This window comes from Acinetobacter junii CIP 64.5 (assembly GCF_000368765.1).
Classification (GTDB): Bacteria; Pseudomonadota; Gammaproteobacteria; order Pseudomonadales; family Moraxellaceae; genus Acinetobacter; species Acinetobacter junii.
Map to the genome: position 1 here is coordinate 418,151 of NZ_KB849654.1, position 23,104 is coordinate 441,254.

The 23,104-nt window shown below is 38.5% G+C and carries 19 protein-coding genes and 1 pseudogene; 10 read left to right on the plus strand and 10 right to left on the minus strand.

Translation table 11 applies throughout. The features are described from left to right. Window positions 1-17 precede the first annotated feature (17 nt). Together rep and F948_RS03500 are read right to left on the minus strand one after the other, a co-directional pair. Window positions 18-2,057 carry a DNA helicase Rep gene (gene rep / locus F948_RS03495; RefSeq protein ID WP_004960037.1) on the minus strand — a complete coding sequence of 680 codons (2,040 nt, stop codon included), beginning with the start codon at window positions 2,055-2,057 and terminating at the stop codon, window positions 18-20. A gap of 184 nt (window positions 2,058-2,241) precedes the next feature. After that, the gene (locus F948_RS03500; protein WP_004952706.1) at window positions 2,242-2,904 is read right to left on the minus strand and encodes a YiaD family glycine zipper/OmpA-like lipoprotein; all 663 of its coding nucleotides are present in this window, start codon (window positions 2,902-2,904) and stop codon (window positions 2,242-2,244) included. Between the two features lie 387 nt (window positions 2,905-3,291). Between F948_RS03500 and F948_RS03505 the strand changes: the two genes are divergently transcribed. From F948_RS03505 to F948_RS03530, 6 genes are all read left to right on the plus strand, one after another. Further along, window positions 3,292-4,209, plus strand: a complete 918-nt coding sequence (locus F948_RS03505; RefSeq protein ID WP_004960040.1) for an acyltransferase — start codon at window positions 3,292-3,294, stop codon at window positions 4,207-4,209. A gap of 24 nt (window positions 4,210-4,233) precedes the next feature. After that, on the plus strand, window positions 4,234-5,292 hold the full coding sequence (locus tag F948_RS03510; RefSeq protein ID WP_004960043.1) for a hypothetical protein: 1,059 nt from the start codon (window positions 4,234-4,236) through the stop codon (window positions 5,290-5,292). Window positions 5,293-5,409: 117 nt separating this feature from the next. Continuing rightward, complete coding sequence (minC, locus tag F948_RS03515) at window positions 5,410-6,129, plus strand: septum site-determining protein MinC (RefSeq protein ID WP_004913931.1); 720 nt, start codon at window positions 5,410-5,412, stop codon at window positions 6,127-6,129. 65 nt (window positions 6,130-6,194) lie between these two features. Further along, a complete protein-coding gene (gene minD / locus F948_RS03520) occupies window positions 6,195-7,007 on the plus strand; it encodes a septum site-determining protein MinD (RefSeq protein ID WP_004913932.1) in 813 nt (270 codons plus the stop codon). 2 nt (window positions 7,008-7,009) lie between these two features. Beyond that, window positions 7,010-7,282, plus strand: coding sequence for a cell division topological specificity factor MinE (gene minE, locus F948_RS03525; protein ID WP_004663449.1), 273 nt, complete (start codon window positions 7,010-7,012; stop codon window positions 7,280-7,282). 181 nt (window positions 7,283-7,463) lie between these two features. After that, on the plus strand, window positions 7,464-7,751 hold the full coding sequence (locus F948_RS03530) for a PA4642 family protein (RefSeq protein ID WP_004952694.1): 288 nt from the start codon (window positions 7,464-7,466) through the stop codon (window positions 7,749-7,751). A 37-nt stretch (window positions 7,752-7,788) separates the two neighbouring features. Here F948_RS03530 and rhtC read toward each other — a convergent pair whose 3' ends face one another. Then, window positions 7,789-8,406: a threonine export protein RhtC gene (gene rhtC / locus F948_RS03535; RefSeq protein WP_004960048.1), complete on the minus strand. Its 618-nt coding sequence runs from the start codon at window positions 8,404-8,406 to the stop codon at window positions 7,789-7,791. Between the two features lie 128 nt (window positions 8,407-8,534). Then, window positions 8,535-11,624, minus strand: a complete 3,090-nt coding sequence (locus F948_RS03540; protein WP_004960050.1) for a DNA translocase FtsK — start codon at window positions 11,622-11,624, stop codon at window positions 8,535-8,537. A 255-nt stretch (window positions 11,625-11,879) separates the two neighbouring features. Between F948_RS03540 and trxB the strand changes: the two genes are divergently transcribed. The 4 genes and pseudogenes from trxB (at window position 11,880) to F948_RS03560 (ending at window position 16,165) form a co-directional block, all read left to right on the plus strand. Further along, entirely contained in the window at window positions 11,880-12,830 is a 951-nt protein-coding gene (gene trxB, locus F948_RS03545; protein ID WP_004960053.1) for a thioredoxin-disulfide reductase, read from the plus strand. Between the two features lie 111 nt (window positions 12,831-12,941). Beyond that, window positions 12,942-14,499, plus strand: a pseudogene (locus F948_RS03550) (class I SAM-dependent methyltransferase). A gap of 90 nt (window positions 14,500-14,589) precedes the next feature. Then, a complete protein-coding gene (aat, locus tag F948_RS03555; protein ID WP_004960067.1) occupies window positions 14,590-15,321 on the plus strand; it encodes a leucyl/phenylalanyl-tRNA--protein transferase in 732 nt (243 codons plus the stop codon). Window positions 15,322-15,349: 28 nt separating this feature from the next. Further along, window positions 15,350-16,165, plus strand: a complete 816-nt coding sequence (locus F948_RS03560) for an arginyltransferase (RefSeq protein WP_004960069.1) — start codon at window positions 15,350-15,352, stop codon at window positions 16,163-16,165. Window position 16,166: 1 nt separating this feature from the next. On the opposite strand, the gene rimI is transcribed toward F948_RS03560, so the two are convergent. The 6 genes from rimI to rpsG all read right to left on the minus strand — a co-directional run bounded on the left by rimI (window position 16,167) and on the right by rpsG (window position 22,971). Further along, window positions 16,167-16,628, minus strand: coding sequence for a ribosomal protein S18-alanine N-acetyltransferase (gene rimI / locus F948_RS03565; RefSeq protein WP_212749321.1), 462 nt, complete (start codon window positions 16,626-16,628; stop codon window positions 16,167-16,169). Window positions 16,629-16,725: 97 nt separating this feature from the next. Further along, window positions 16,726-17,610, minus strand: a complete 885-nt coding sequence (locus F948_RS03570; protein WP_004960074.1) for a metal-dependent hydrolase — start codon at window positions 17,608-17,610, stop codon at window positions 16,726-16,728. A gap of 205 nt (window positions 17,611-17,815) precedes the next feature. Continuing rightward, on the minus strand, window positions 17,816-18,697 hold the full coding sequence (locus tag F948_RS03575) for a metal-dependent hydrolase (RefSeq protein WP_004960077.1): 882 nt from the start codon (window positions 18,695-18,697) through the stop codon (window positions 17,816-17,818). 203 nt (window positions 18,698-18,900) lie between these two features. Further along, window positions 18,901-20,091 carry an elongation factor Tu gene (gene tuf, locus F948_RS03580; protein WP_004913952.1) on the minus strand — a complete coding sequence of 397 codons (1,191 nt, stop codon included), beginning with the start codon at window positions 20,089-20,091 and terminating at the stop codon, window positions 18,901-18,903. Between the two features lie 92 nt (window positions 20,092-20,183). Further along, on the minus strand, window positions 20,184-22,322 hold the full coding sequence (fusA, locus tag F948_RS03585; RefSeq protein WP_004960080.1) for an elongation factor G: 2,139 nt from the start codon (window positions 22,320-22,322) through the stop codon (window positions 20,184-20,186). Between the two features lie 178 nt (window positions 22,323-22,500). Further along, the gene (gene rpsG / locus F948_RS03590; protein ID WP_004638185.1) at window positions 22,501-22,971 is read right to left on the minus strand and encodes a 30S ribosomal protein S7; all 471 of its coding nucleotides are present in this window, start codon (window positions 22,969-22,971) and stop codon (window positions 22,501-22,503) included. Window positions 22,972-23,104 lie beyond the last annotated feature (133 nt).

The window sequence follows — 23,104 nt, forward strand, 5'->3', positions numbered from 1 at the left end:
CTTCCTACAAATAATCTTTAACGTTTCAATAATGCTTTTAAGTTGGCAAGATACTGTTGAGCCTGTTCTTTAGGGTCAACATTTGGTGCTAGTTTCTTTTTACGACCATGCCACTCTAAATCATCTTGTGGTAATTCATCTAAAAAACGACTCGGAGTCATTTGTCGCATTTGACCGCCATTCTTACGTTGCTCTGCAAGCGTTAAAGTTAGACCTTGACGCGCACGAGTAATCCCTACGTACATCAGACGGCGTTCTTCTTCAATGGTTTCAGACGCAATCGAGTTCTTATGCGGCAATAACTCTTCTTCTAAACCAATCATGTAGACGTATGGAAATTCCAAACCTTTCGCAGCATGCAATGTCAACAAATTGACTTTATCTGTATCTTCTTCTTCCTGTTGCTGCTCCAACATGTCTAGAAGAACCAATTTACGAATGACACTTTCAATATTTTTTTCATCGACATCGTCTGTACGATTAATTAAGTTTTGGATACTTGTGTACAGACTTTCAATATTATCGATCTTCGTTTTTTCTTGAGCTGGCGTTGCAGCTTGCTCACGAACATAATCAATGTAGCCTGCTTCGTTGATCATTTGACGTACTTTGGGTACTGGTTCGTCATCATCTAACAGTTCACGTGTAAAAGTCGCAATAAAGTCTGCAAACTCATGTAATTGAGTCGCCGCTTTTTTTGGTAAAACCATTGCAAGACGTTGATCAGAAGAAGCCGTCAATAAAGATAGGGTATTTTCTTGAGCAAATAGACCTAACTTTTCTAAAGTGACAGGACCAATTGCACGTTTCGGCGTATTGATAATACGTAAAAAAGCACTGTCATCTTCGGGATTGATAATGAGACGTAAGTAACTCATTACGTCTTTAATCTCAGCGCGGGCGAAGAATGATTGACCACCTGACAATTTATATGGAATTTGCATCTGACGCAGTTGTGTTTCAAGAACACGTGCTTGGAAATTACCACGATACAGAATCGCGTAATCTTTCCAATTTTTTCCATTCATCAATTTATGCGTGATTAAATCTTTGACTACGCGTTCAGCTTCATCATCATCATTTAAACACGTGATTACACGAATGGTTTCACCGTGCCCTTTATCACTCCATAACTTTTTATCAAAGATATGAGGGTTATTTTCAATGACAGCATTCGCCGCTTTTAAAATTCGACTGGTAGAACGATAGTTTTGCTCAAGCTTAATTACTTTAAGATTATGGAAATCATCTTTTAATAAAGCCATGTTTTCAGGCTTTGCACCACGCCAAGCGTAAATCGACTGATCGTCGTCACCTACCGCAGTAAACTGCCCCATCACCCCAACAAGCAATTTCACTAAGGTATATTGTGCTGTATTGGTATCTTGATATTCATCTACGAGTAAGTAACGAACACGATTTTGCCATTTATCACGAACCTCAGCATTTTCCTGAAGCAATCGTGTCGGCATTACGATCAAGTCATCAAAATCTACAGCGTTATAAGCTCTCAAATTACGTTCATAAAGTTGATACAAATGAGCAAGCTGAACGTCTTCAGGTGTTTCACATGTTGAATGAGCTTGCTCAGGTATGACCAGATCATTTTTCCAATCCGAGATTTTCTTCATGGCTTTCGCGATCAGTTCTTTACTTTCTGCTCCAGATAGGTTGTCACGCTGCATTAGATCCATCAGGATTCTTTTGCAATCATCTGCATCCAAAATCGAAAAATTCGCTTTTAAAGGTAAATGTTTTAACTCTATTCGAAGCAAATTCAAACCAAATGTGTGGAATGTAGAGACTGAAAGCCCTTTGGCTTCTTCACGTGAAAGCAACTTACCGACACGCTCTTTCATTTCACGTGCAGCTTTATTGGTAAAAGTCATCGCAGTAATACGATGCGCAGGAATACCACATTGTTGAACCAGAAAAGCGATCTTTCGAGTGATTACAGAAGTCTTACCCGAGCCTGCACCTGCAAGCACCAACAATGGCCCCTGAACATATTTCATGGCTTCAAGTTGCTTGTCATTGAGTTGACTGGCAGATGACATCGTTGTAATACCTCTCACGTTTTCGAGCATGATTATAGACATCTATTTTTTAGAATCCCAATAATAAATCTGAGGATATGTATAAATTATGATGTCTTACTCCAAGATGGCGTCACTATTTGTCGTACTAAAAACTTGGCAATAAAAAAACCACCCGAAGGTGGTCTTTTTACAGCAATATTAATTACTGTTTAGCATAAATGCTGATTTCAACACGGCGGTTTTGTTCTTTACCTGCCGCAGTTGCGTTTGAAGCGATAGGATTAGAAGAACCTAAACCTTGTGCATCAATACGGCTGCTTGAAACACCTTGGCTTGCTAAATAGTTTTTAACTGATTGAGCACGTGCTTGAGACAATGGGATATTGATTGAATCATTACCAGTATTGTCTGTGTAGCCAGTAACTAAGATTGCGCTCTTGTTATCTTCAGCTAAAGTTTGTGCCACTTTGTTTAAAGTGCCGTAGAAGTTTGGTTTGATGTTTGATTTATTTGTATCAAACGTGATGCTACCAGGCATGATCAACTGAACAGAACCATCTGGGTTACGGCCAACTTCTACACCAGTACCTGCCATTTGAGCACGTAATTTTTTCTCTTTATTATCGAGATATAAACCACTCGCACCACCAAGGATTGCACCAATCGCAGCTGCGCGGTTGTTTTGTGAAGAAGAGTTAGCATTACCTTTTGAGATACCATAACCTGCAGCTGCACCAATTAATGTACCTAAAGCAGCTTTGTCGTATGAAACACCGCCGATATCATTACCTTGTCCGCTCATTGTTTGGCAACCAGAAAGTACCAATCCAGCCCCTACGAGTGTTGAAATAACTAATGCACGCATCGCGTAGCTCCTGTCTATGTATTTTGTTGTCTGAACAGATAATGAATGAGAAAATTCAGCTAGACCATTGATATTTTGTTAATAATAAATAGTTTATTTGTATTTTTGTAATATTTTGATGCACTTTACATTTCCACTTAATCATAGTTTCTTCATGTTTATCCAATTGTGAAGAAATCAAGGAAATTTATAAGTTAGAATAAGCTTCGCAAACAAACTAAAATTTGTACATATGCGACAGATTCACGTTTTCTGCACAGAAAAATTAATTCAAATGGTTTAAATATATAAAAAAATGTCAATATTAATAAATATACAGTTGTATTTAAACCACTGTTGTTTATAGTTAATCCATCTTTTCAAAACATCTGCCTCAAGGTTCGATTTATGTCTACCGCGAATAAGAAAACATCATTATTGCGAAAGGTCAGTAAAGGTCTTACTGTTAGTTCTGTGATCACAGGAAGTACATTTCTACATGGACCTCCTGTTCTGGCTTTAGGTCTCACTAAATTATTCAAAAAATCTGCCAAAGTAGACGAAACCAATATTCAACTAGCCAATAGCTGGATTGGGGTAAACAACCAACTGATTGAGAAAGTTTTACCAAACCTAAAATGGGACATTACCATTGATGAAAAATTAGATCTCAATCTACAAGGTCGCTATATGATGATTTGTAATCATCAAAGCTGGGTAGATACAACGGTAAATCAATATTTTGGTCTGAATCGAATGCCTCTTACTCGCTTTTTTACGAAGTGGGAGCTGATCTTTATTCCATTTGTGGGTCAGGCTTTTAAAATCTTGGGTTTCCCAATGATGAAACGCCATACCAAAGAACAAATTGCTAAAAATCCTGAACTCAAACATCGTGATTTGCTAGAAGCACGTAAGGCATGTGAACAACTATTAAGTCAGCCATTCACCCTTCTCAATTATTTAGAAGGTACTCGATTTACGCCTGAAAAACATTCACAACAACAATCACCTTATAAGAACCTACTTAAACCCAAAGCTGGTGGCTTAGCCCTAGCATTAAACATACTTGGTGACAAGATTGATGCATTAGTGGATATGACGATTGTCTATCCTGAAGGTGCGCCAGGTTATGGCGACTTTTGGTTAGGTGACGTTTCAAGCATTGCTGTTGATTTACGCAAAATTGAAATTCCTGATTGGGTTTTGGGTGGAAATTACGAAGATGATGCAGTTTATCGTGAACGCTTTCAGAAATGGGTAGATCAAATCTGGACTGAAAAAGATCAACTTATTAGTCAACTCAAATCAAGATATAATTCATAATCTCTTCAAGGATTGAGCAGAAAGATGACCCAGCAGGACACCGATAAAAACTCTAAATATAACTATGTTAATCCGAACAGTAAGTTCTTCAAGCTGTTTCTTATTTATGACATTTTCATGGTTTTTATTATTGTTTTCAATTTGTTCTGTCTTGGAATGAACTTTTTCCTGATGAGTAATATTGGTGAATGGTTTTTTAACACCATTCACCTCTATAGCGTTTTAGAGTTTTATCGTAGCTATCTACATCCATGGGTTATCACAACCGAAGCTTGGTTTATTATCTTCCTGATTGTTGAGCTTGCGATTCGTTGGCTACTATCAATCATACAAAAGCATCACGCGCGTTGGTGGTTCTTTCCATTTATTCACTGGTATGAAATTGTTGCAATTATCCCCCACTTTCGCTTTCTGCGTTTATTCCGTGCGGGGATTATCGCGTATCGTTTACATGAGCTTGGATATAAAGTTGTACCCGATAGCATCCGCTTAAAAGCAATTTTTTATTATCGTGTTGTCATGGAAGAACTTTCTGATCGGGTTGTGATCACTGTAATCGATGGCATTAAACACGAACTGGATACTAGCTCAAGTCATAAAAAAATTATTCATGATCTAGTCGATCATCATCGTCAATTATTTACTGTGACACTATCTTCAATGTTGCAAGAATCGCTCGCAAAAGCTTTACAACAGCAACAACCAATCATTACTCAAAAAGTAGGTCATATTGTTAATCAAGCAATCGAAGATACACCTGAACTCACTCAACTATTACGTCTGATTCCTATTGTTGGCAGTCGCATAGAACAACAAATTCAAAGTATCGGACAACGTTTGGGTGAAAACATTACCGCGGGTTTAATTGAACCGTTCACAGCTAGCTCATTTGAACGTCCAAATGAAAACTATTTACTGATCGCAGAAAAAGTCAGTCAATTAAATATTGATAACCAATACTTAGAAGAACTTGTAGAATCAGTAGTCTATGAAAGCCTCGAAGCGATTCGAAAACAAGTCAAAGTTAAACAATGGCAACAAACATTAAATGAATATGATCAATTGGATAAAAAAGCAGTGTGATTACAAGAAAATTTACTAATCAAGCTAGAGAATTCGTGTAATTTGTTCTAGCATTTGCTTTTATTTACAACATGCTTAAACACAATAGAGTGCTTAAAAAGCCCTGAAGGATAAATTATGGCTGACATACGGATTACGGGCAGAATGGTGAATTTTAGTCGACTCACGTTCGACACAAATGACCACGATGCAATCCGACAGCAACTTACTAGCACACTAAACGAAGGTTCCTATTTAGGAACTTTAGTCATTCTAGACAGTACCGTTGAACAAGAATTGATTGCTCTTATACAGCTACTGATTGATATTGGTTTACAACCTATGGCTGTAATCGATGGAATCTTAGGTGATGAAGCACGTGCAATCCAATTCCCTGTATTGCCCGCAGATCAACCTTTACAGCGGATCAAAGCATCTAAAGAACAAGTCATCGAACATGTTGTCGAAAAACCAGCAGATCAGGCTGCAAAAGAAATACCACAAAAAGCTACATCAAGTCCGCATATCACCTCATATCATGATGAAATTTTGCGAACTGGACAATGTTTAGTGCAAGATCAGGGTGATATTATCTTGAATGCTGGCATGAATAGTGGTTCTGAAGTAATTGCATCTGGAAATATTCACATCTACGGGAATGCTCGTGGTAGAGTCATTGCTGGTGTGGGTGGACATATGTCCGCACGAATTTTTTGCAATTCGCTTGAAGCAGAATTAATTTCTATTGCGGGTACTTATTGTGTAGCAGATGATATTCCTAAAGATATGATCAAAAAGCCTGTACATATTTATTTAAATAACAAGCAAGAGCTTGAATTTGAAGCCTTGCAGTTTTAAGTTATCACATTAAACACCAAAAAAGCCCTTTTAGGGGCGTATGACCATAAATAGGAGTGGATTCGGTGGCCAAAATTGTTGTCGTAACGTCAGGCAAAGGTGGTGTAGGTAAAACTACAACAAGTGCATCTTTTGCAACAGGTTTAGCCCTACGTGGTCATAAAACTGTTGTGATTGATTTCGATGTGGGTTTGCGTAATCTTGACTTGATTATGGGTTGTGAACGTCGTGTAGTCTATGACTTTGTCAATGTCATCAATAATGAAGCTCGCTTACAGCAAGCACTGATCCGTGATAAAGATATTGAAAACTTATATATTCTTCCTGCATCACAAACACGTGATAAAGATGCCTTGAGTGATGAAGGTGTTGCACGAGTTATTGATGAACTTTCTCAAGAGTTTGACTACATCATTTGTGATTCTCCAGCAGGTATTGAGCGTGGCGCTATCCTTGCCATGTATCATGCTGATGAAGCAATCATCGTAACAAACCCTGAAATTTCATCTGTTCGTGACTCTGACCGTATCATCGGAATGTTAGACAGCAAAACTAAAAAAGTTGAGCAAAACGAAGGACGTATTCGTAAGCATCTTTGTATTACTCGCTTCAATCCTGAACGAGCGGATAAACAAGAAATGCTCACGATTGACGATATTTCAAAAGACATTTTACGTGTACCAACACTAGGTGTTGTACCTGAATGTCCAAGCGTACTTCAAGCATCAAACGAAGGTAAACCTGTTATTTTGTACTCTGAAGCAAAAGCAGGACAAGCGTATGATGATTTAGTTGCTCGTTTCCTTGGTGAGGATCGTCCATATCGACACATCACAGTACAGCCAAAAGGTTGGTTAGCTAGACTATTTGGAGCGTAATTATGGCAGGATTCTGGAGTAAACTTTTTAGCAGTGATGAAAAACCATCAAGTGCACAAACTGCCAAAGATCGCTTAAAAGTTATTGTTGCGTCTGAACAAGGTCTTGGTCGTCGTTTAAGCCAAGACAAAATTGATCAAATGAAAAAAGAGATCATGCAAGTGGTAAGTCGTTATGTTCGTGGTGTAGACGAACAGCACATCCAAATGCAAGTTCGTTCAGAAGCTAACATCGAAATGCTGGAAATGAATATCAATTTACCTGAAGATCGATAGAAGTTTTTCAATTAGCGATTTTTTGTAAATAAAGGCAAAATACACAACAGAATTTGAAAAGTTTGAGTTTTATTTTCACAGTTGTTTTGAAATACTTTTTTCGAATAAATTGAGAGAATTAACGCTTTTCTGATCCTGCATCGTATTTTGCCTTTATTATTTTTAAATTCAGGAGATTGTCATGGCATTATCACAGCCAGCAACTTTCAATGAAGAATGGTCAGATGAGCGTGTTTTTGCCTACCTCAACCAACTTCCTCCAGCAGGCGTAAATGCTGACTTTCACGTTCTATATCATGCGTTTAAACATATGCGCCCAAATGATTATGAACGATTAATTACTAAATTCTTAGCAGATGGTCGTGACTTAAATGCAACCAACCCTGAAGGGCAACGCATTCATGATGTAATTGCACAATTTCCTCGTCAAAAAGATGGATTCTTAGAAGTCCTAGCGAAATTTGCATAATAAAAAAGCCTGCTTCAAGCAGGCTTTGATTTCTCTGTTATCGGCTACCAATCAAATAAACACCGAGCAAAGTAAAGATCCCACCAGAAATACCATCAATCCATTTGGCAAAGTTCTGGTAAGCATTTCTGAATGTAGGTAGCGAAAATACAAAAGCCACAAGTAAAAACCATACCAATGTTTCAACAGCTATTATGATAAACAATAAGAAATGATGTTGATCAAAAAGTGGATTAGCAAGAAAGAGCGAGAACACACTACCAAAATAAATGACTGCTTTAGGATTGGATAAATTAGTGAGCAAACCTTTTATAAAAAACAACCATGCTGATTGAGGTAAGGTAATTTGTTTGATTTCCTGCTTTTGTTTAGAAAATGCTGAACGCAGCATCTGATAACCGAGCCAACACAGATATAAACCACCAGCAATCAAAAGTCCTTGTTTAAGCCAAGCCATTTTCTCAAAAATGATATTCAGTCCCATTAATGCCAACAAAGACCACAGCATCGCGCCCATGCATATTCCAACTGCAACTAATACAGCATCTTTACGTGAACGACTTACTGCTGTTTGCGACACAAGGAAAAAATCTGGACCAGGTGTAATCAGTGCACAAAAATGAATGAAAATGAGCGTACTTAAAGCGATGAACATAACTGATCTCTATGATGAGACGATGGTCTATCAGCTTAATTAAAAAACGTGATTTTTACCATATTTAATCTATAAAAATGAAAATAAAAAAAGCCTCGAAATTGAGGCTTTTTAAATGATCATTTAGTTTAAACCAAAATATCTCGTTTTCCGTTTGCTCCCATTGAGCTCACAATTCCATTCTCTTCCATCTGATCGATAATTCGTGCAGCTCGGTTATAACCTAAACTAAATTTACGTTGAAGTGATGAAGTTGAAGCTTTTCGGGTTTCTAAAACAAAAGAAACACATTGGTCATATAGAGCATCCCGACTAGGATCACCATCGCCATCTTCAAAACCACGTGATGTAGGTTCTTCATCGAACGGCGTCAAGATTTCATCCACATAATTTGGCTCACCACGTTCACGCCAAGCATCACATATACGGTTCACTTCATCATCACTGATAAATGCACCGTGAACACGCTCAGGCTCGATTTTACCCGGTCCAAGGAATAACATATCACCATGTCCAAGTAAGTCCTCTGCACCACCCGCATCAAGGATGGTACGTGAATCGATCTTACTGTTCACACGTAAAGCCACACGCGTTGGAATATTGGCTTTGATGAGACCTGTAATAACATCGACAGATGGACGTTGTGTCGCAAGTAAAAGATGAATCCCAGCGGCACGTGATTTCTGCGCTAAACGCGTAATCATTTCTTCAGCTTTTTTACCCACCTGCATGATCATGTCTGCAAATTCATCGGCAACAATAACAATCGAAGGTAATGGTGTTAATCGAGGTGCTCTTTCTTGAGTCGCTGAATCACTAGGTTTCCAGGTCGGATCAATTAAATCCTCGCCATTTGCAATCGCTTCTTCAACTTTACGGTTATAGTCACTTAATTTACGAATCTTCAAGAATGACATTAACTTATAACGACGCTCCATCTCATTTACACACCAATTTAAAGCACTAACAGCATCCTTCATGTCTGTTACTACAGGTGTCAATAAGTGAGGAATATCACTATAGTTTGCCAACTCAAGTTGTTTTGGATCGATCAAAATTAAGCGCAATTGATCAGGGGTATACTTTAATAACATCGATAAAATCATCGAGTTTACTGCAACCGATTTACCTGAGCCTGTTGTTCCCGCTACGAGCATATGTGGTGCTTTGGCTAAATCAGTCAGTACTGGATTGCCTGAAATATCTTTACCCATCGCCATACTAATCAAGTTATTTGGATCACGATAAGTTGGAGTTTCCAATAATTCGATCAAGCGCACCATTTCACGAGAACTATTAGGTACTTCAATCCCGATATATGGTTTACCAGGAATAACCTCAACGACACGTACGGAAGCCATCGACATTGAACGCGCTAGATCGCGTGAAATATTAGTAACTTTTGATGCTTTAACACCTGGTGCAAGATCAAGTTCAAAACGTGTCACTACTGGTCCAGGCTGTGCTTCCACTACTTGTGCTTTGACATTAAATTCTTGCAGTTTGATCTCAAGCAATTCAGATAATCTAGCCAATTGATCGGCTGTAAAATTCACTTTCTTATTTGGATCAACACGATCTAATAACTCCAAACCAGGCAAGGTAGGTAAGTCACGTCGCTTTTGGGCAACTTGCATTGCTCGTGACATTGGTCGTCCGAAAGCATCAGTTAAAGGAGCATCTAGATCAAAATCATCATCCAAATCGATTTCTAATTCTGGTTCTGCTTTACCAGCTGTTTCCTGCCATGCTTCGATAAATGCTTCCTTAGATAATGTTTCTTTTGGTGCTTCAACTTCAATTGGTGCTTTTACGAAAGCAGATGACTGTTCATAACTCGTGCTTATCGAAGGTGTCTTAAACTCATCTTCGTCTATCAATAAATCATCGAAGTCATCAAATTCAGATTTCTGAGTTTGTTTCACCTCATCATGAGCACTTATCGGGGAATGAATATTTTCTTCAACGACTACAGTATTCTCTGGCTTTGCAGCGAATTCAAATTCATCAATATCTTCATCCACCTCAAACTGTTGTTTTTGTTGCAATGAAGAAGTCTGCAACTCTTGATTGAATGGTGAATGAACATCTGTCGCTGTTTTGCTATTTGGAACAGCAGCGAGTAATTCATCAAAAATTTCATCATCATTCCAATCTAAATCAAGATGATTAGTTTTCTGAACAACATTAGAATGTGATGATGTATTTAACATCTGATGATCATCAAGCTCGTTACGATCATCTGCAGCTTTCAGTAAAGCATCTATTTCTTGTTTATGGCTTTGTTCATCATGTTGCAGTGCACGCCAAACCTCACCAGTTTGTATGAGTCTTTGACTTTCAGCCTCGAATTGGTGCGCACGTTTTAATGTTTGCTCGAAATCGTCCTCTGTTTTTGTTTCTTGGACATTCATGCGTTGTTGTTCTTTTGCGGCTACATCGGCAAATAATCGCTCAGCCAATACCTGATGATGAGAATCATCAAATTTAGTTTGAGTCTCTTGGTTTATAATATCGTGAGTAGAATGATTGGCTAATACTGGTTCTGTACCTACAGCAGTAGCAGAATTCTGAGCATTGGTTTTTAACGGTGTTTCAGTCATCGTAATTTGTTCAGTACGATCATACGCTGACTCTTGTTGAGGTACATTCTTATAAAATAGATCCTGCAAATATGCGGGTGTTTTCTTTAGAGTAATCCATGTTTTATCCCATTGGATTCCAAAGGCTAAAGTTAATAACAAAATACTGAATGCGAGTAAAAATAACGTTGCACCATATATTGTCAGCAAGCCAGTTAGACTTTGTCCCAACTCATAACCAATAATTCCACCAGCTGCATTATCTAGAGTGTCCGCAGGAGTATTCCAGTGCAGATAGAACAAACTCGCCACAGATAACACGAGAAAGAATTGTGCCGCATAACGAAACGGACGATTAAGGAAACTTCTTGGCCACCATACTTGGATTGCTTCAATAAACAAAAAAATCGGGAGTAGCAAACTCGCCCATCCTAAGAATCCAAATAACAAATCTGCAATCCAAGCACCTGCAACGCCGCTCGCATTGGAAACCTGTTGGGTATCACTAGATATATGCATCCAACCTGGGTCAAATGGAGTATAAGTTACTGTGGCAAGAAATAGATAAATGCCAAAAGAAATCAAAAATAATGTCATTAAAAAGCGTTGTGCATAAACACTTGACACCGCAGTCATATACAGTCCTGTAACCCAATTTCGTTATTTGTTTGTCTATTATTTAAGGTCTAAACAACCCTAATCAATAAGTCTAATATTATGCACGTGTTCTTACAAAAAAGATGCACGATTGTTTACTGTTGTTGTTAACATCCTGATCGGATATAGCGCAATTCGATTGAGTTAATCAATATTATCATCATCGATTTAGCCCACTCCCCTACGGATTCACGTATAATTTTAGCATTTTCAATATAAAAAGGATGTTCTTTAATGAGCGCTCGTCACTCACGGTTAATTATTTTGGGTTCTGGTCCTGCGGGTTACAGTGCAGCAGTTTATGCAGCGCGTGCAAACCTTAAACCAACACTCATTGCTGGCTTACAACTCGGCGGTCAATTAACAACGACGACCGAAGTTGATAACTGGCCTGGTGACCCTGAAGGATTAACAGGTCCTGTACTTATGGAGCGTATGCAAGCCCATGCTGAACGTTTTGGTACAGAAATCGTATATGACCATATCAATGAAGTTGATTTAAAAACACGCCCGTTTGTTTTAAAAGGCGATATGGAAGAATACACCTGTGATGCTCTCATTATTGCAACTGGTGCGACCGCTCAGTATTTAGGTCTTGAATCAGAAGCAGCATTCATGGGACAAGGTGTAAGCGCTTGTGCTACATGTGATGGTTTCTTCTATAAGAACCAAAATGTCATGGTTGTGGGTGGTGGTAACACTGCAGTTGAAGAAGCACTTTATCTTTCAAATATCGCAGCTCATGTCACATTAGTTCACCGTCGTGACAGCTTGCGCTCTGAAAAGATTCTGCAAGATCATCTTTTTGCGAAAGAAAAAGAAGGTAAGATCAGCATCATTTGGAACCATCAAGTCGATGAAGTATTGGGTGATAATACTGGTGTAACATCTGTACGTATCAAATCTACCCAAGATTCAAGTACACAAGATGTTCAAGTACAAGGTCTATTTGTTGCGATTGGACACAAACCAAATACAAATATGTTTGAAGGTCAATTGAACTTACGTGATGGTTATATTCAAGTTCAAAGTGGCACTTCAGGTAATGCAACAGCAGCATCAATTGAAGGCGTCTTTGCTGCTGGTGACGTAGCTGATAGTATCTATCGTCAAGCGATTACCTCAGCAGGTTCAGGCTGTATGGCAGCATTGGATGCTGAGAAGTATCTTGATAATTTAAACTAATTTACATTAAGTTTAAAAAGCCACCATCTTTATGGTGGCTTTTTTTGTTAAATGATATATACAATCAAAAACATGGCTTTATTTAACAACAATTATATTTTGGATGAATGCATGACAACAACATGGACCAATGGCTACCAAACTGAAGTCAATTACACCTATGGGTATTATCGTGATCTTAGCCCTAACTTCCAAAAATTCTGTTTACTTTTAAATGGGATAGATAGTCCAGATATTTAGACAAATCAAACACATTGTGAACTTGGCTTTGGGCAAGGTGTCAGCATCAACATACATGCAGCAAGTACTGATGCCAATTTTTACGGTACTGACTTTAACCCCGCACATGCAGCTCATGCCAACCAATTAGCACAACATAGCCAAACTAAGCCATATTTTTTTGATGATAGCTTTGAAGAATTATTAAATCGAAATGATTTACCCATGTTTGATTCAATTAGCCTACATGGAATATGGAGCTGGATAAGTTATGAAAACCAACACATCATTTTGAAATTCATTCGTAAATATTTAAAACCCAATGGTATTGTCTATATCAGTTATAACTGCGTGACAGGTTGGGCTGCCAATATGCCTATACGCGAGTTATTTCATAGCAATTTTAAATTTAATAGCAAAAGTACAAACCCACTGCAAAAAGTAAATGAAGCATTAAATTTTAGCGAAGAACTACTTAAACAAAATCCAATCTTTGCTCAAAGAAATCCCAATGCTTTGCAAAAAGTAATCGATCTCAAACAACAAAATCCAAATTACTTAATTCATGAATATTTGAATCAAGATTGGCAATGCTTTTCATTTCAGCAAGTAGTCAGAATCCTAGATGAAATTAAATTATCTTATGCTGGGTCTACAGACTTAGGAACGCATCTAGATAATATTAATTTTTCAGAAGAACATCAGCAATTTCTAAATGCGATTGAACACCCGATTTTCAAAGAACAGTGCCGAGATTATTTTGCCAACACACAATTTAGACGGGATTTATTTATTCGAGGCAAGAATAATTTAACCCCATTACAAGTCCAAGCAAAACTCCGAAAAAACAGCATTTGTGCTTCTAACAGCCAAAGAGCAATTACCGAGTAGCATTACAGGACTATTAGGGACATTCAATTTGATAGAGGAAATTTATCAACCAATTGGCAATCGATTTGCTGAAGTTAACTATCAACCGCTCACTATTGCAGATTTAGAAGCTAGTTTTCCCGAGCTTCACTATGCAAAAATCTTAAATGCGCTCGTTATCCTGTGCCATCTTGGACTAGCTCAACCATGTCAAAATAATGAGCCATCTCAAAAAATATTCGAGCATTGCCACAATCTAAATCACTACATTTTAAAACAAGCGAGTTTTCATCAAAACTATGGCGTTTTAATTAGTCCAATCACAGGCATTGGTATACCGACTGAACATTTTCATCAATTATTTTATCGCGCTCATTTTATAGAGGGTTTAACGACTGCAACAGATTTTGCTTACTATGTGCAAGATGTCATCCAACAACTTGGGTGGTTAGTTTTAGATAAAGATGGTCAAACGGTTTCAGATCAGGTTAAAAGCATTGAAATTATCCAATCTAAAGCCCAAATATTTTTAGGAAGTAAGAAGTTGGAGATCGCGAAACAATTACGTTTATTTAATTAAATATTGATGATCGAATGGCGAAGTACTAGATTTGCCATTCGACCTTTCTTAGATTAGTTTAATCTGAATCCTTTCCATATTCATTTTATTATGCATCAACTTCCACCCTCTCAATATATTTTTCCTGATCCTATTGAAGCAGACCCTGAGGGACATGGTTTCATCTGTATTGGTGCAGATCTTTCACCGTCTACATTATTTGAAGCCTATACACATGGATTATTTCCATGGTTCAACGAAGATGAACCTATTTGCTGGTGGAGTCCTGAACCACGTTGTATTATCGAACCACAGGCATATAAACCTAGCAAATCCTTACTACGAAATATGAAAAAACATGATTATCGAATTACGATTAATCATGCATTTGAACACGTCATTCGTGCCTGTTCGTTACCACGAAGTTATGCAAATGAGACATGGATTAGTGAAGATATAATTGAAGGATATTCAGCTCTATTTAAAGCAGGATATGCCTATAGTGTCGAAGTCTGGAATAATGAACAGCTTGTAGGTGGCCTGTATGGTGTCACTATTGGTAAAGGATGTTTTGGTGAGTCCATGTTTAGCACCGAAACAGATGTCTCTAAAATGGCATTTTATACACTGATGTTAATTGGACAGGAAAATCAACTGCCTTGGATCGATTGCCAATTGGTCAACGATCACCTTTTAAGTCTTGGAGCACGTACACTTTCTCGCCAAGCCTATTTAAAATCGTTACAAGATGTAATTATTACCCCCTCTATCAATTGGAAAAGTTATCAAGAACGTGTATTTTCAAGTAAAACAATAGCTCTTTTTTCAAAATTAGACGGTTAACGGATTAACACCTTGGAGGGACAGATTAATGAAATCATACCAACCCAAGTCCCTTTTAAATGACTTACAGTATTACATTACTCCACCACATGACTGCAGTTACCTCGATAACAAATCAGCTCGAATGGTGTTCTTAGATCCAATTCATCGCATTGATGTGGTGACATTATCTGAACTGTCACGTGTTGGTTTTCGTCGCAGTGGTGACTTTGTTTATCGCCCAGAATGTCATTTATGTCGTCAATGTTTGTCGTGTAGAGTCCCTATTCAAGAATTTCAAATGAATAGCAGCCAAAAAAAGGCATGGAAACGCAATCAAGATTTAAGCATGAATATCTTGCCTACCTCGCAAGCGACAGAACAACATTATCAGCTTTATGAGAGATATATAAACGAGCGGCATTCAGATGGTGATATGTATCCAGCCAACTATGATCAGTTTGAGAAGTTTCTCGTACACAGTTGCACAGAAAGTTTTTTTATCGAATTATGGAAAGACCAAAAACTAATTGCGGTCTCTACTTGCGATTTGATGGATGATGGTTTATCTGCGGTTTATACATTCTTTGACCCAGATGAACAACGTCGCTCCTTGGGCGTTTATGCCATTCTTAAACAAATTGAATATGTAAAAACTCTAAATCTTGATTATTTGTATCTTGGTTATTGGGTGCCACACTCAGCGAAAATGAACTACAAGTCACAATACACACCACTTGAACTATTACTAGATGGTCAATGGCGTAGACTCAATCGCCCATTATCTGAGAAAGAAATTCATCAACTCGGAAACTCACTCATGAGTACACTACCTTCAGAGTGGGATGATCTAATCATTAAATAATTTAGGATTTAAATAAAGACGCGAAATCATCAGTGCATGTTTTGACCATAATCACAGCATGCTCTTTTGTACCATCCAAATTGGGATAATAATTTTTGCGTAAATCTATTTGATGAAAATCTATTTTTTCATACAAACGAATTGCAGCATGATTGCTTTGACGTACTTCTAAAAAAATTTGGATAGGATTATTTTTTAAAAGTTGAATTGAATAATCTAACAACTCGTATCCAAGACCTTTGCCCTGCTGGCTTGGATGGATCGCCATCAGTAACAAATTAGCTTCATCTAACACAGGCTGTAAAATACAGAATCCTACTATTTGATTTTTAGTTTCATAGACTGTGCATTGGTAAGAAAGCAAAGACTCCTGAAATTGTTTTTTAGACCACGGATGTGTTTGAACTAAACATTCAATCTCAGCAACTTTATCCAAATCCTTTTCTTGCATCAATCGAATCACGAGAATACCTTGTCAAAAACCTAATTGGCAGATTATCGACAATTTAAAACCAAATTTAAATAAAAAAATGGGCAATCTGATTGATTGCCCATTTTATTTAGTGGGGATTAAAACCCAACTCGGCACGCCATTTATTTAATAATTCAGTGGTGTCGTAGTCATTTGGATGAAATTTAGGTCTTAAAAATGCCAGTAAAGTTGGTATCTGACGGGTCATAAAACCTCTATAACCATACATAAATTTCAGCATATATTTCGTGTCACGCCACGTTAGTTTTCCATCAGTTTTGAGTAGTTTTGCAGTGAAATAGGATTGGGTAATAAAAATCAGACCCATTGCAATCACAAGTGCTAGTGATCTCATAAAATAAGCTTTAGCACCTTGACCATACATTGCCTCGTACACATCAAAGGTAACAGCTTTATGTTCATTTTCTTCAACAGCATGCCACATCCACAAATGATACATGGTTTCATCCATGAACATCGATTGGATATCTGGATTACTTAATAATTCCTCAGCAATCGTCGAAGTAAAATGCTCTAAAGCACATGTTCCAGTTAATCCAATCATTTCTTTGTTGAAACCAAAAGGTTTAAGTAATGTACTGATTACATTAACACCGTAATTGATCACTTTGCCTGTTTGCTCTTCCATCTTACGAACATCATAACCATAGGCTTGAGCAGATGCATTGAACGCTAAATGCTCTTTAGAATGCATCGCCTCTTGACCAATAAAAGCACTAATTTCTTTCTGCAAACGAGGGTCAGCTAATTTAGGATCATTTCTAACTGCACGAGTACTGTTTACAAAAAATTGTTCACCTTCAGGAAATAGCGCTGATAAAGCAGTCATAAAATGTGTGAGTGCAGCATCACCATTTGCCCAATATCGAGGCACATCACCAAACTCAAAATCCATTCGACGTACAGGGAAACTAGCGCCAGCACGATTTGAAATATTGACTTTAGCATTCATACCTTATTCTCCTTAATGATGAATCCATTCTTTGTTTTTATCCATTCTTATTTTATACGCTGTTTATCATGCTTTAATTAAGTGCAGATAAGGTCATAAAAGCATCATCTTAGGACATGTCTTCAAGTTTTTATGAAAATATTTAAAATAGAAAAAGGGCAAATTCATGCCCTTTAAAAACAAACAGTATTGAAGAAAATAAGGCTTACAAACCTAATTTCGCTTTCCAATCTTTTAATAATTGAACTGTATCTAAATCATTCGGATGGAACCGTGGTTTAAAGTACGCCAGCATTTCTCCTGCCATTCCTGCGATGATCCCTTTTGATGGACTATAACCATACTTATAAATCATTCCCAACTCTTTAAGATTTAGCTTTTTATCTTGTTTAAGCAAACGTAAAGTGAAGTATGACTGAAGAATAAAAATTAAAGTCATGGCAAATATGAGCGCTGTTGTACGTAAGCTGTATGCTTTAATTCCTGTGCCAAAAACAGACTCATATACATCATATGCAACTGCTTTATGCTCATTCTCCTCAACCGCATGCCAGAACCACATATAAGACATTGTGTCATCTGTCATCAAATCTTGGATATGCTTATTACGCAATAATTCAGATGCAATCGTCGCTGTAAAATGCTCTAGAGCAGTCGTAGCTGTGAGATCAACCATCTCACGTGTCATACCAAAAGGTTTTACGATTTTCGAAAAATTATTTAAGGCAAATTGAATGTAACAACCTGTAATTTGTTCTAAGGCTCTTACATCATGACCGTATTTTTGAGCAGAAGCATTGAAATTAACATGCTCTTGAGTATGCATTGCTTCTTGACCAATAAACGCACTAATCTCTTTTTGCAGCTCTTCATTCTCTTTAATCGCTGGGTGATAACGCACAGCACGAACTGAATCAATAAATAATTTCTCACCATCTGGAAATAAAGCAGATAATGCAGTCATAAAATGTGTAAGACCTGCTGAGCCACTCATCCAGTATTCAGGTACTTGATCAAAATCAAAATTCATACGACGTACTGGGAAACTTGCACCTGCACGATTTGAAATATTTACTTTAGCATTCATGCCGCCTACTCCTTTTCAGTGAACTTTTTTCACTGAGCACTTTTGTTCGTTTTCTTGAGTTTTATATTAGGTTTTTATATGGATTAATTAAATGCAGTTTGGGACAGCAAAGTATCAGTTTGGGACACTATTCAATAAAATTGTCAAACAATTGATATAAAAAAACACCCCATAAGGGGTGTTTTTTTGATCACTCTAGGCGATTATGCAGTTACTTTAGCAACAACACCAGCACCTACAGTACGACCACCTTCACGGATCGCAAAACGTAGACCTGGGTCCATTGCGATCGGGTGGATTAACTCTACTGACATTTCTACGTTGTCACCAGGCATTACCATTTCTACGCCATCTTGTAATTTGATCGCGCCAGTTACGTCAGTTGTACGGAAGTAGAACTGTGGACGGTAACCGTTAAGGAATGGAGTATGACGACCACCTTCTTCTTTAGAAAGTACGTATACTTCTGCATCGAATTTAGTGTGCGGCTTGATTGTACCTGGTTTAGCAAGTACTTGACCACGTTGTACGTCTTCACGCTTAGTACCACGAAGTAAGATACCACAGTTCTCACCCGCACGACCTTCGTCAAGAAGTTTACGGAACATTTCAACACCAGTAACTGTAGTCGTTTGAGTATCACGGATACCAACGATTTCAACAGACTCACCAACTTTGATGATACCAGCTTCTACACGACCAGTTACTACTGTACCACGACCAGAGATAGAGAATACGTCTTCGATTGGCATCAAGAATGCTTTATCGATTGCACGCTCTGGTTCTGGGATGTAAGAGTCAAGCGCTTCTACAAGTGCAAGAACAGAAGCTTCACCGTAAGGACCGTCGTTACCGTTTAATGCTTGAAGAGCTGAACCACGGATGATTGGAGTGTCATCACCTGGGAAGTCATAAGTAGAAAGAAGTTCACGAACTTCCATTTCTACTAATTCAAGTAATTCTTCATCATCAACAAGGTCACACTTGTTTAAGAATACGATGATGTAAGGTACACCTACCTGACGAGAAAGAAGGATGTGTTCACGAGTTTGTGGCATTGGACCATCAGTCGCAGCACATACAAGGATCGCGCCGTCCATCTGAGCAGCACCAGTAATCATGTTTTTAACATAATCGGCGTGGCCCGGGCAGTCTACGTGAGCGTAGTGACGGATTGGAGAATCGTATTCTACGTGTGATGTATTAATTGTAATACCACGTGCTTTTTCTTCAGGAGCAGAGTCGATTTGTGAGTAATCTTTCGCTTCACCGCCGTAAGTTTTTGCACAAATTGTTGCAATCGCAGCAGTTAAAGTTGTTTTACCATGGTCAACGTGACCAATTGTACCCACGTTTACGTGTGGTTTATTACGTTCAAACTTGGCTTTAGCCATGATGATCTTCCTTTATAAACTGCTCATGAGGGTCGCTCATGAGCGCTTGGTTTTTAACTAAATTTTAGTTGGGTAATATAGTAATCGAAAGATTACTCGTCGTCACCTTTTTTACCGCCAGCTTGGAACTTAGCGATGATGCCTTCAGCCACGTTACGTGGAGTTTCAGCGTACTTAGCGAATTCCATAGAATAAGTAGCACGACCTTGAGACATAGAACGCATTTGAGTAGCGTAACCAAACATCTCAGCTAATGGAACTTCTGCTTTAATTGCTTTTGTTCCACCAGGAAGATCGTCCATACCTTGAACCATACCACGACGACGGTTTAAGTCACCCATGATATCGCCCATGTAGTCTTCTGGAGTTTCTACTTCAACTTTCATGATAGGTTCAAGAAGAATTGGATCTGCTTTCATGAAACCATCACGGAACGCATAAGAACCAGCCATTTTGAACGACAATTCATCAGAGTCGACATCGTGGTAAGAACCGTCAAAAAGAACAGCTTTAACGCCTACAACTGGGTAACCAGCCAAGACACCATTCTTCATACGCTCTTGAATACCTTTATCAACTGCACCGAAGAATTCTTTTGGTACTACACCACCAACAACTTCTTCAGCGAATTCGTATTCTTTACCAGCAGCTTCAACATCAAGTGGCTCTAAACGAATATATACATGACCGAATTTACCTTTACCACCTGTTTGACGTACGAATTTACCTTCTTGCTCAACAGTTTTCTTAATCGTTTCACGATAAGCAACCATTGGTTTACCGATATTCGCTTCAACACCGAACTCACGTTTCATACGGTCAACGATGATGTCAAGGTGAAGCTCACCCATACCAGCAATAATTGTTTGACCAGATTCTTCGTCAGTACGTACACGGAACGATGGATCTTCTTTCGCCAAACGACCTAAAGCAATTGACATTTTTTCTTGGTCAGCTTTAGTTTTTGGTTCAACAGCCAATGAAATTACTGGCTCAGGGAATTCCATACGCTCAAGTGTAATGATGTTTTTCTCATCACATAATGTATCACCAGTTGTAACGTCTTTAAGACCTACACACGCTGCGATATCACCTGCACGGATTTCATCAAGATCTTGACGCTCATTCGCATGCATTTGCACGATACGACCGATACGTTCACGCTTAGACTTAACTGGGTTATATACTGGGTCACCTTGTTTAAGAACACCAGAATAAACACGTACGAAAGTTAAGTTACCTACGAATTTGTCGTTCATGATTTTGAACGCAAGCGCAGAGAACGGAGCTTCGTCAGATGCTTCACGAGATGCTTTAGTTTCAGCTTTATCGTCAAGGATACCTTCGATCGCTTTAACTTCTGTTGGCGATGGTAAGAATTCAATCACAGCATCCAACATACGTTGAACACCTTTGTTTTTGAATGCTGAACCACAAAGCATCACTTGGATTTCAGATGCTAATGTACGAGCACGTAGACCTGCAACGATGTCTTCTTTAGAAAGATCACCCTCTTCAAGGTACTTGTCCATTAACTCTTCAGAAGCTTCAGCAGCCGCTTCAACCATGTTAGTACGCCATTCGTTAGCAGTATCAACTAGGTCAGCAGGAATCTCACCATATTCAAACTTCATACCTTGAGATGGTTCATCCCAGATAATCGCTTTCATTTCGATAAGATCTACAACACCTGCAAATGTATCTTCTGCACCGATTGGTACAACGATAGGTACAGGGTTACCGCCTAAACGAGTTTTAACTTGCTCTACAGCACGGAAGAAGTTTGCACCAGTACGGTCCATCTTGTTCACGAATGCTAAACGAGGCACTTTATATTTGTTAGCTTGACGCCATACAGTTTCAGACTGAGGTTGAACACCACCAACAGCACAGTAAACCATGCACGCGCCGTCAAGAACACGCATAGAACGCTCAACTTCAATTGTGAAGTCAACGTGTCCCGGTGTATCAATTACGTTGATACGGTGTTGTTCGAATTGGTTGCCCATACCAGACCAGAAACAAGTCGTAGCAGCAGAAGTAATGGTAATACCACGCTCTTGCTCTTGTTCCATCCAGTCCATTGTTGCTGCACCGTCGTGTACTTCACCAATTTTGTGAGATACACCTGTGTAGAACAAGATACGTTCAGTTGTAGTTGTTTTACCTGCGTCAATGTGCGCAGAAATACCAATGTTACGGTAACGAGTAATCGGGGTTTGGCGAGCCATGATGTCTTACATTCCTAAATGTTATCTTTAAAACAGGACGCATCAATTAAATTGATGCGCACGAATATCCAAGCAGGCAACTTAAATACCCGCAAAGCTCCCACTTTGATAAAGAGCAATGTTGAATCGAGCTGCTGTACGCATGAATATTCTCCTGATTAGGGACTGTTTTATCCGTTTAGAAACGGTAGTGAGAGAAGGCTTTGTTGGCTTCAGCCATACGATGCACGTCTTCACGTTTTTTGATCGCTGCACCTTTACCTTCAGCTGCATCAAGCAACTCACCAGCAAGACGTAAAGCCATCGTTTTTTCAGAACGCTTAGCAGCAGCATCTACTAACCAACGCATTGCTAAGGCAGTACGACGGGATGGGCGTACTTCCATAGGTACTTGATAAGTAGCACCACCAACACGGCGTGCTTTTACTTCGACCATAGGACGAACTTTTTCAAGAGTAGTCTCGAAAAATTCAACTGGGTCTACTTTGTTTTTTTCTTGAACACGCTCTAAAGCACCGTAAACGATACCTTCAGCTACAGATTTTTTACCATCTTGCATTACGTGGTTCATGAATTTAGCGATTGTTTGGCTGCTAAATTTTGGATCTGGAAGGATCTCACGAGCAGCGACTACGCGACGTCTTGGCATTTTAATACACCTAATATTATGACACTTCAGGATGATCCAGCAGTTTGTACAAGTGCCATGTACGCTACGCTGGCCTTACTATACGTCGCTTGAATTACAAATCTATGAAGAATTCAAACAAGCGAAACGCTAA

Coding starts and splice junctions, on each gene's coding strand:
- rep (WP_004960037.1), bottom strand. CDS start 2,057: ATGTCATCTGCCAGTCAACTCAATGACAAGCAACTTGAAGCCATGAAA.
- rhtC (WP_004960048.1), bottom strand. CDS start 8,406: ATGTTCATCGCTTTAAGTACGCTCATTTTCATTCATTTTTGTGCACTG.
- F948_RS03575 (WP_004960077.1), bottom strand. CDS start 18,697: ATGAATGCTAAAGTAAATATTTCAAATCGTGCAGGTGCAAGTTTCCCA.
- trxB (WP_004960053.1), top strand. CDS start 11,880: ATGAGCGCTCGTCACTCACGGTTAATTATTTTGGGTTCTGGTCCTGCG.
- F948_RS03560 (WP_004960069.1), top strand. CDS start 15,350: ATGAAATCATACCAACCCAAGTCCCTTTTAAATGACTTACAGTATTAC.
- F948_RS03570 (WP_004960074.1), bottom strand. CDS start 17,610: ATGAATGCTAAAGTCAATATTTCAAATCGTGCTGGCGCTAGTTTCCCT.
- fusA (WP_004960080.1), bottom strand. CDS start 22,322: ATGGCTCGCCAAACCCCGATTACTCGTTACCGTAACATTGGTATTTCT.
- aat (WP_004960067.1), top strand. CDS start 14,590: ATGCATCAACTTCCACCCTCTCAATATATTTTTCCTGATCCTATTGAA.
- F948_RS03540 (WP_004960050.1), bottom strand. CDS start 11,624: ATGACTGCGGTGTCAAGTGTTTATGCACAACGCTTTTTAATGACATTA.
- F948_RS03510 (WP_004960043.1), top strand. CDS start 4,234: ATGACCCAGCAGGACACCGATAAAAACTCTAAATATAACTATGTTAAT.
- F948_RS03505 (WP_004960040.1), top strand. CDS start 3,292: ATGTCTACCGCGAATAAGAAAACATCATTATTGCGAAAGGTCAGTAAA.
- minC (WP_004913931.1), top strand. CDS start 5,410: ATGGCTGACATACGGATTACGGGCAGAATGGTGAATTTTAGTCGACTC.
- tuf (WP_004913952.1), bottom strand. CDS start 20,091: ATGGCTAAAGCCAAGTTTGAACGTAATAAACCACACGTAAACGTGGGT.
- rpsG (WP_004638185.1), bottom strand. CDS start 22,971: ATGCCAAGACGTCGCGTAGTCGCTGCTCGTGAGATCCTTCCAGATCCA.
- minE (WP_004663449.1), top strand. CDS start 7,010: ATGGCAGGATTCTGGAGTAAACTTTTTAGCAGTGATGAAAAACCATCA.
- F948_RS03500 (WP_004952706.1), bottom strand. CDS start 2,904: ATGCGTGCATTAGTTATTTCAACACTCGTAGGGGCTGGATTGGTACTT.
- F948_RS03530 (WP_004952694.1), top strand. CDS start 7,464: ATGGCATTATCACAGCCAGCAACTTTCAATGAAGAATGGTCAGATGAG.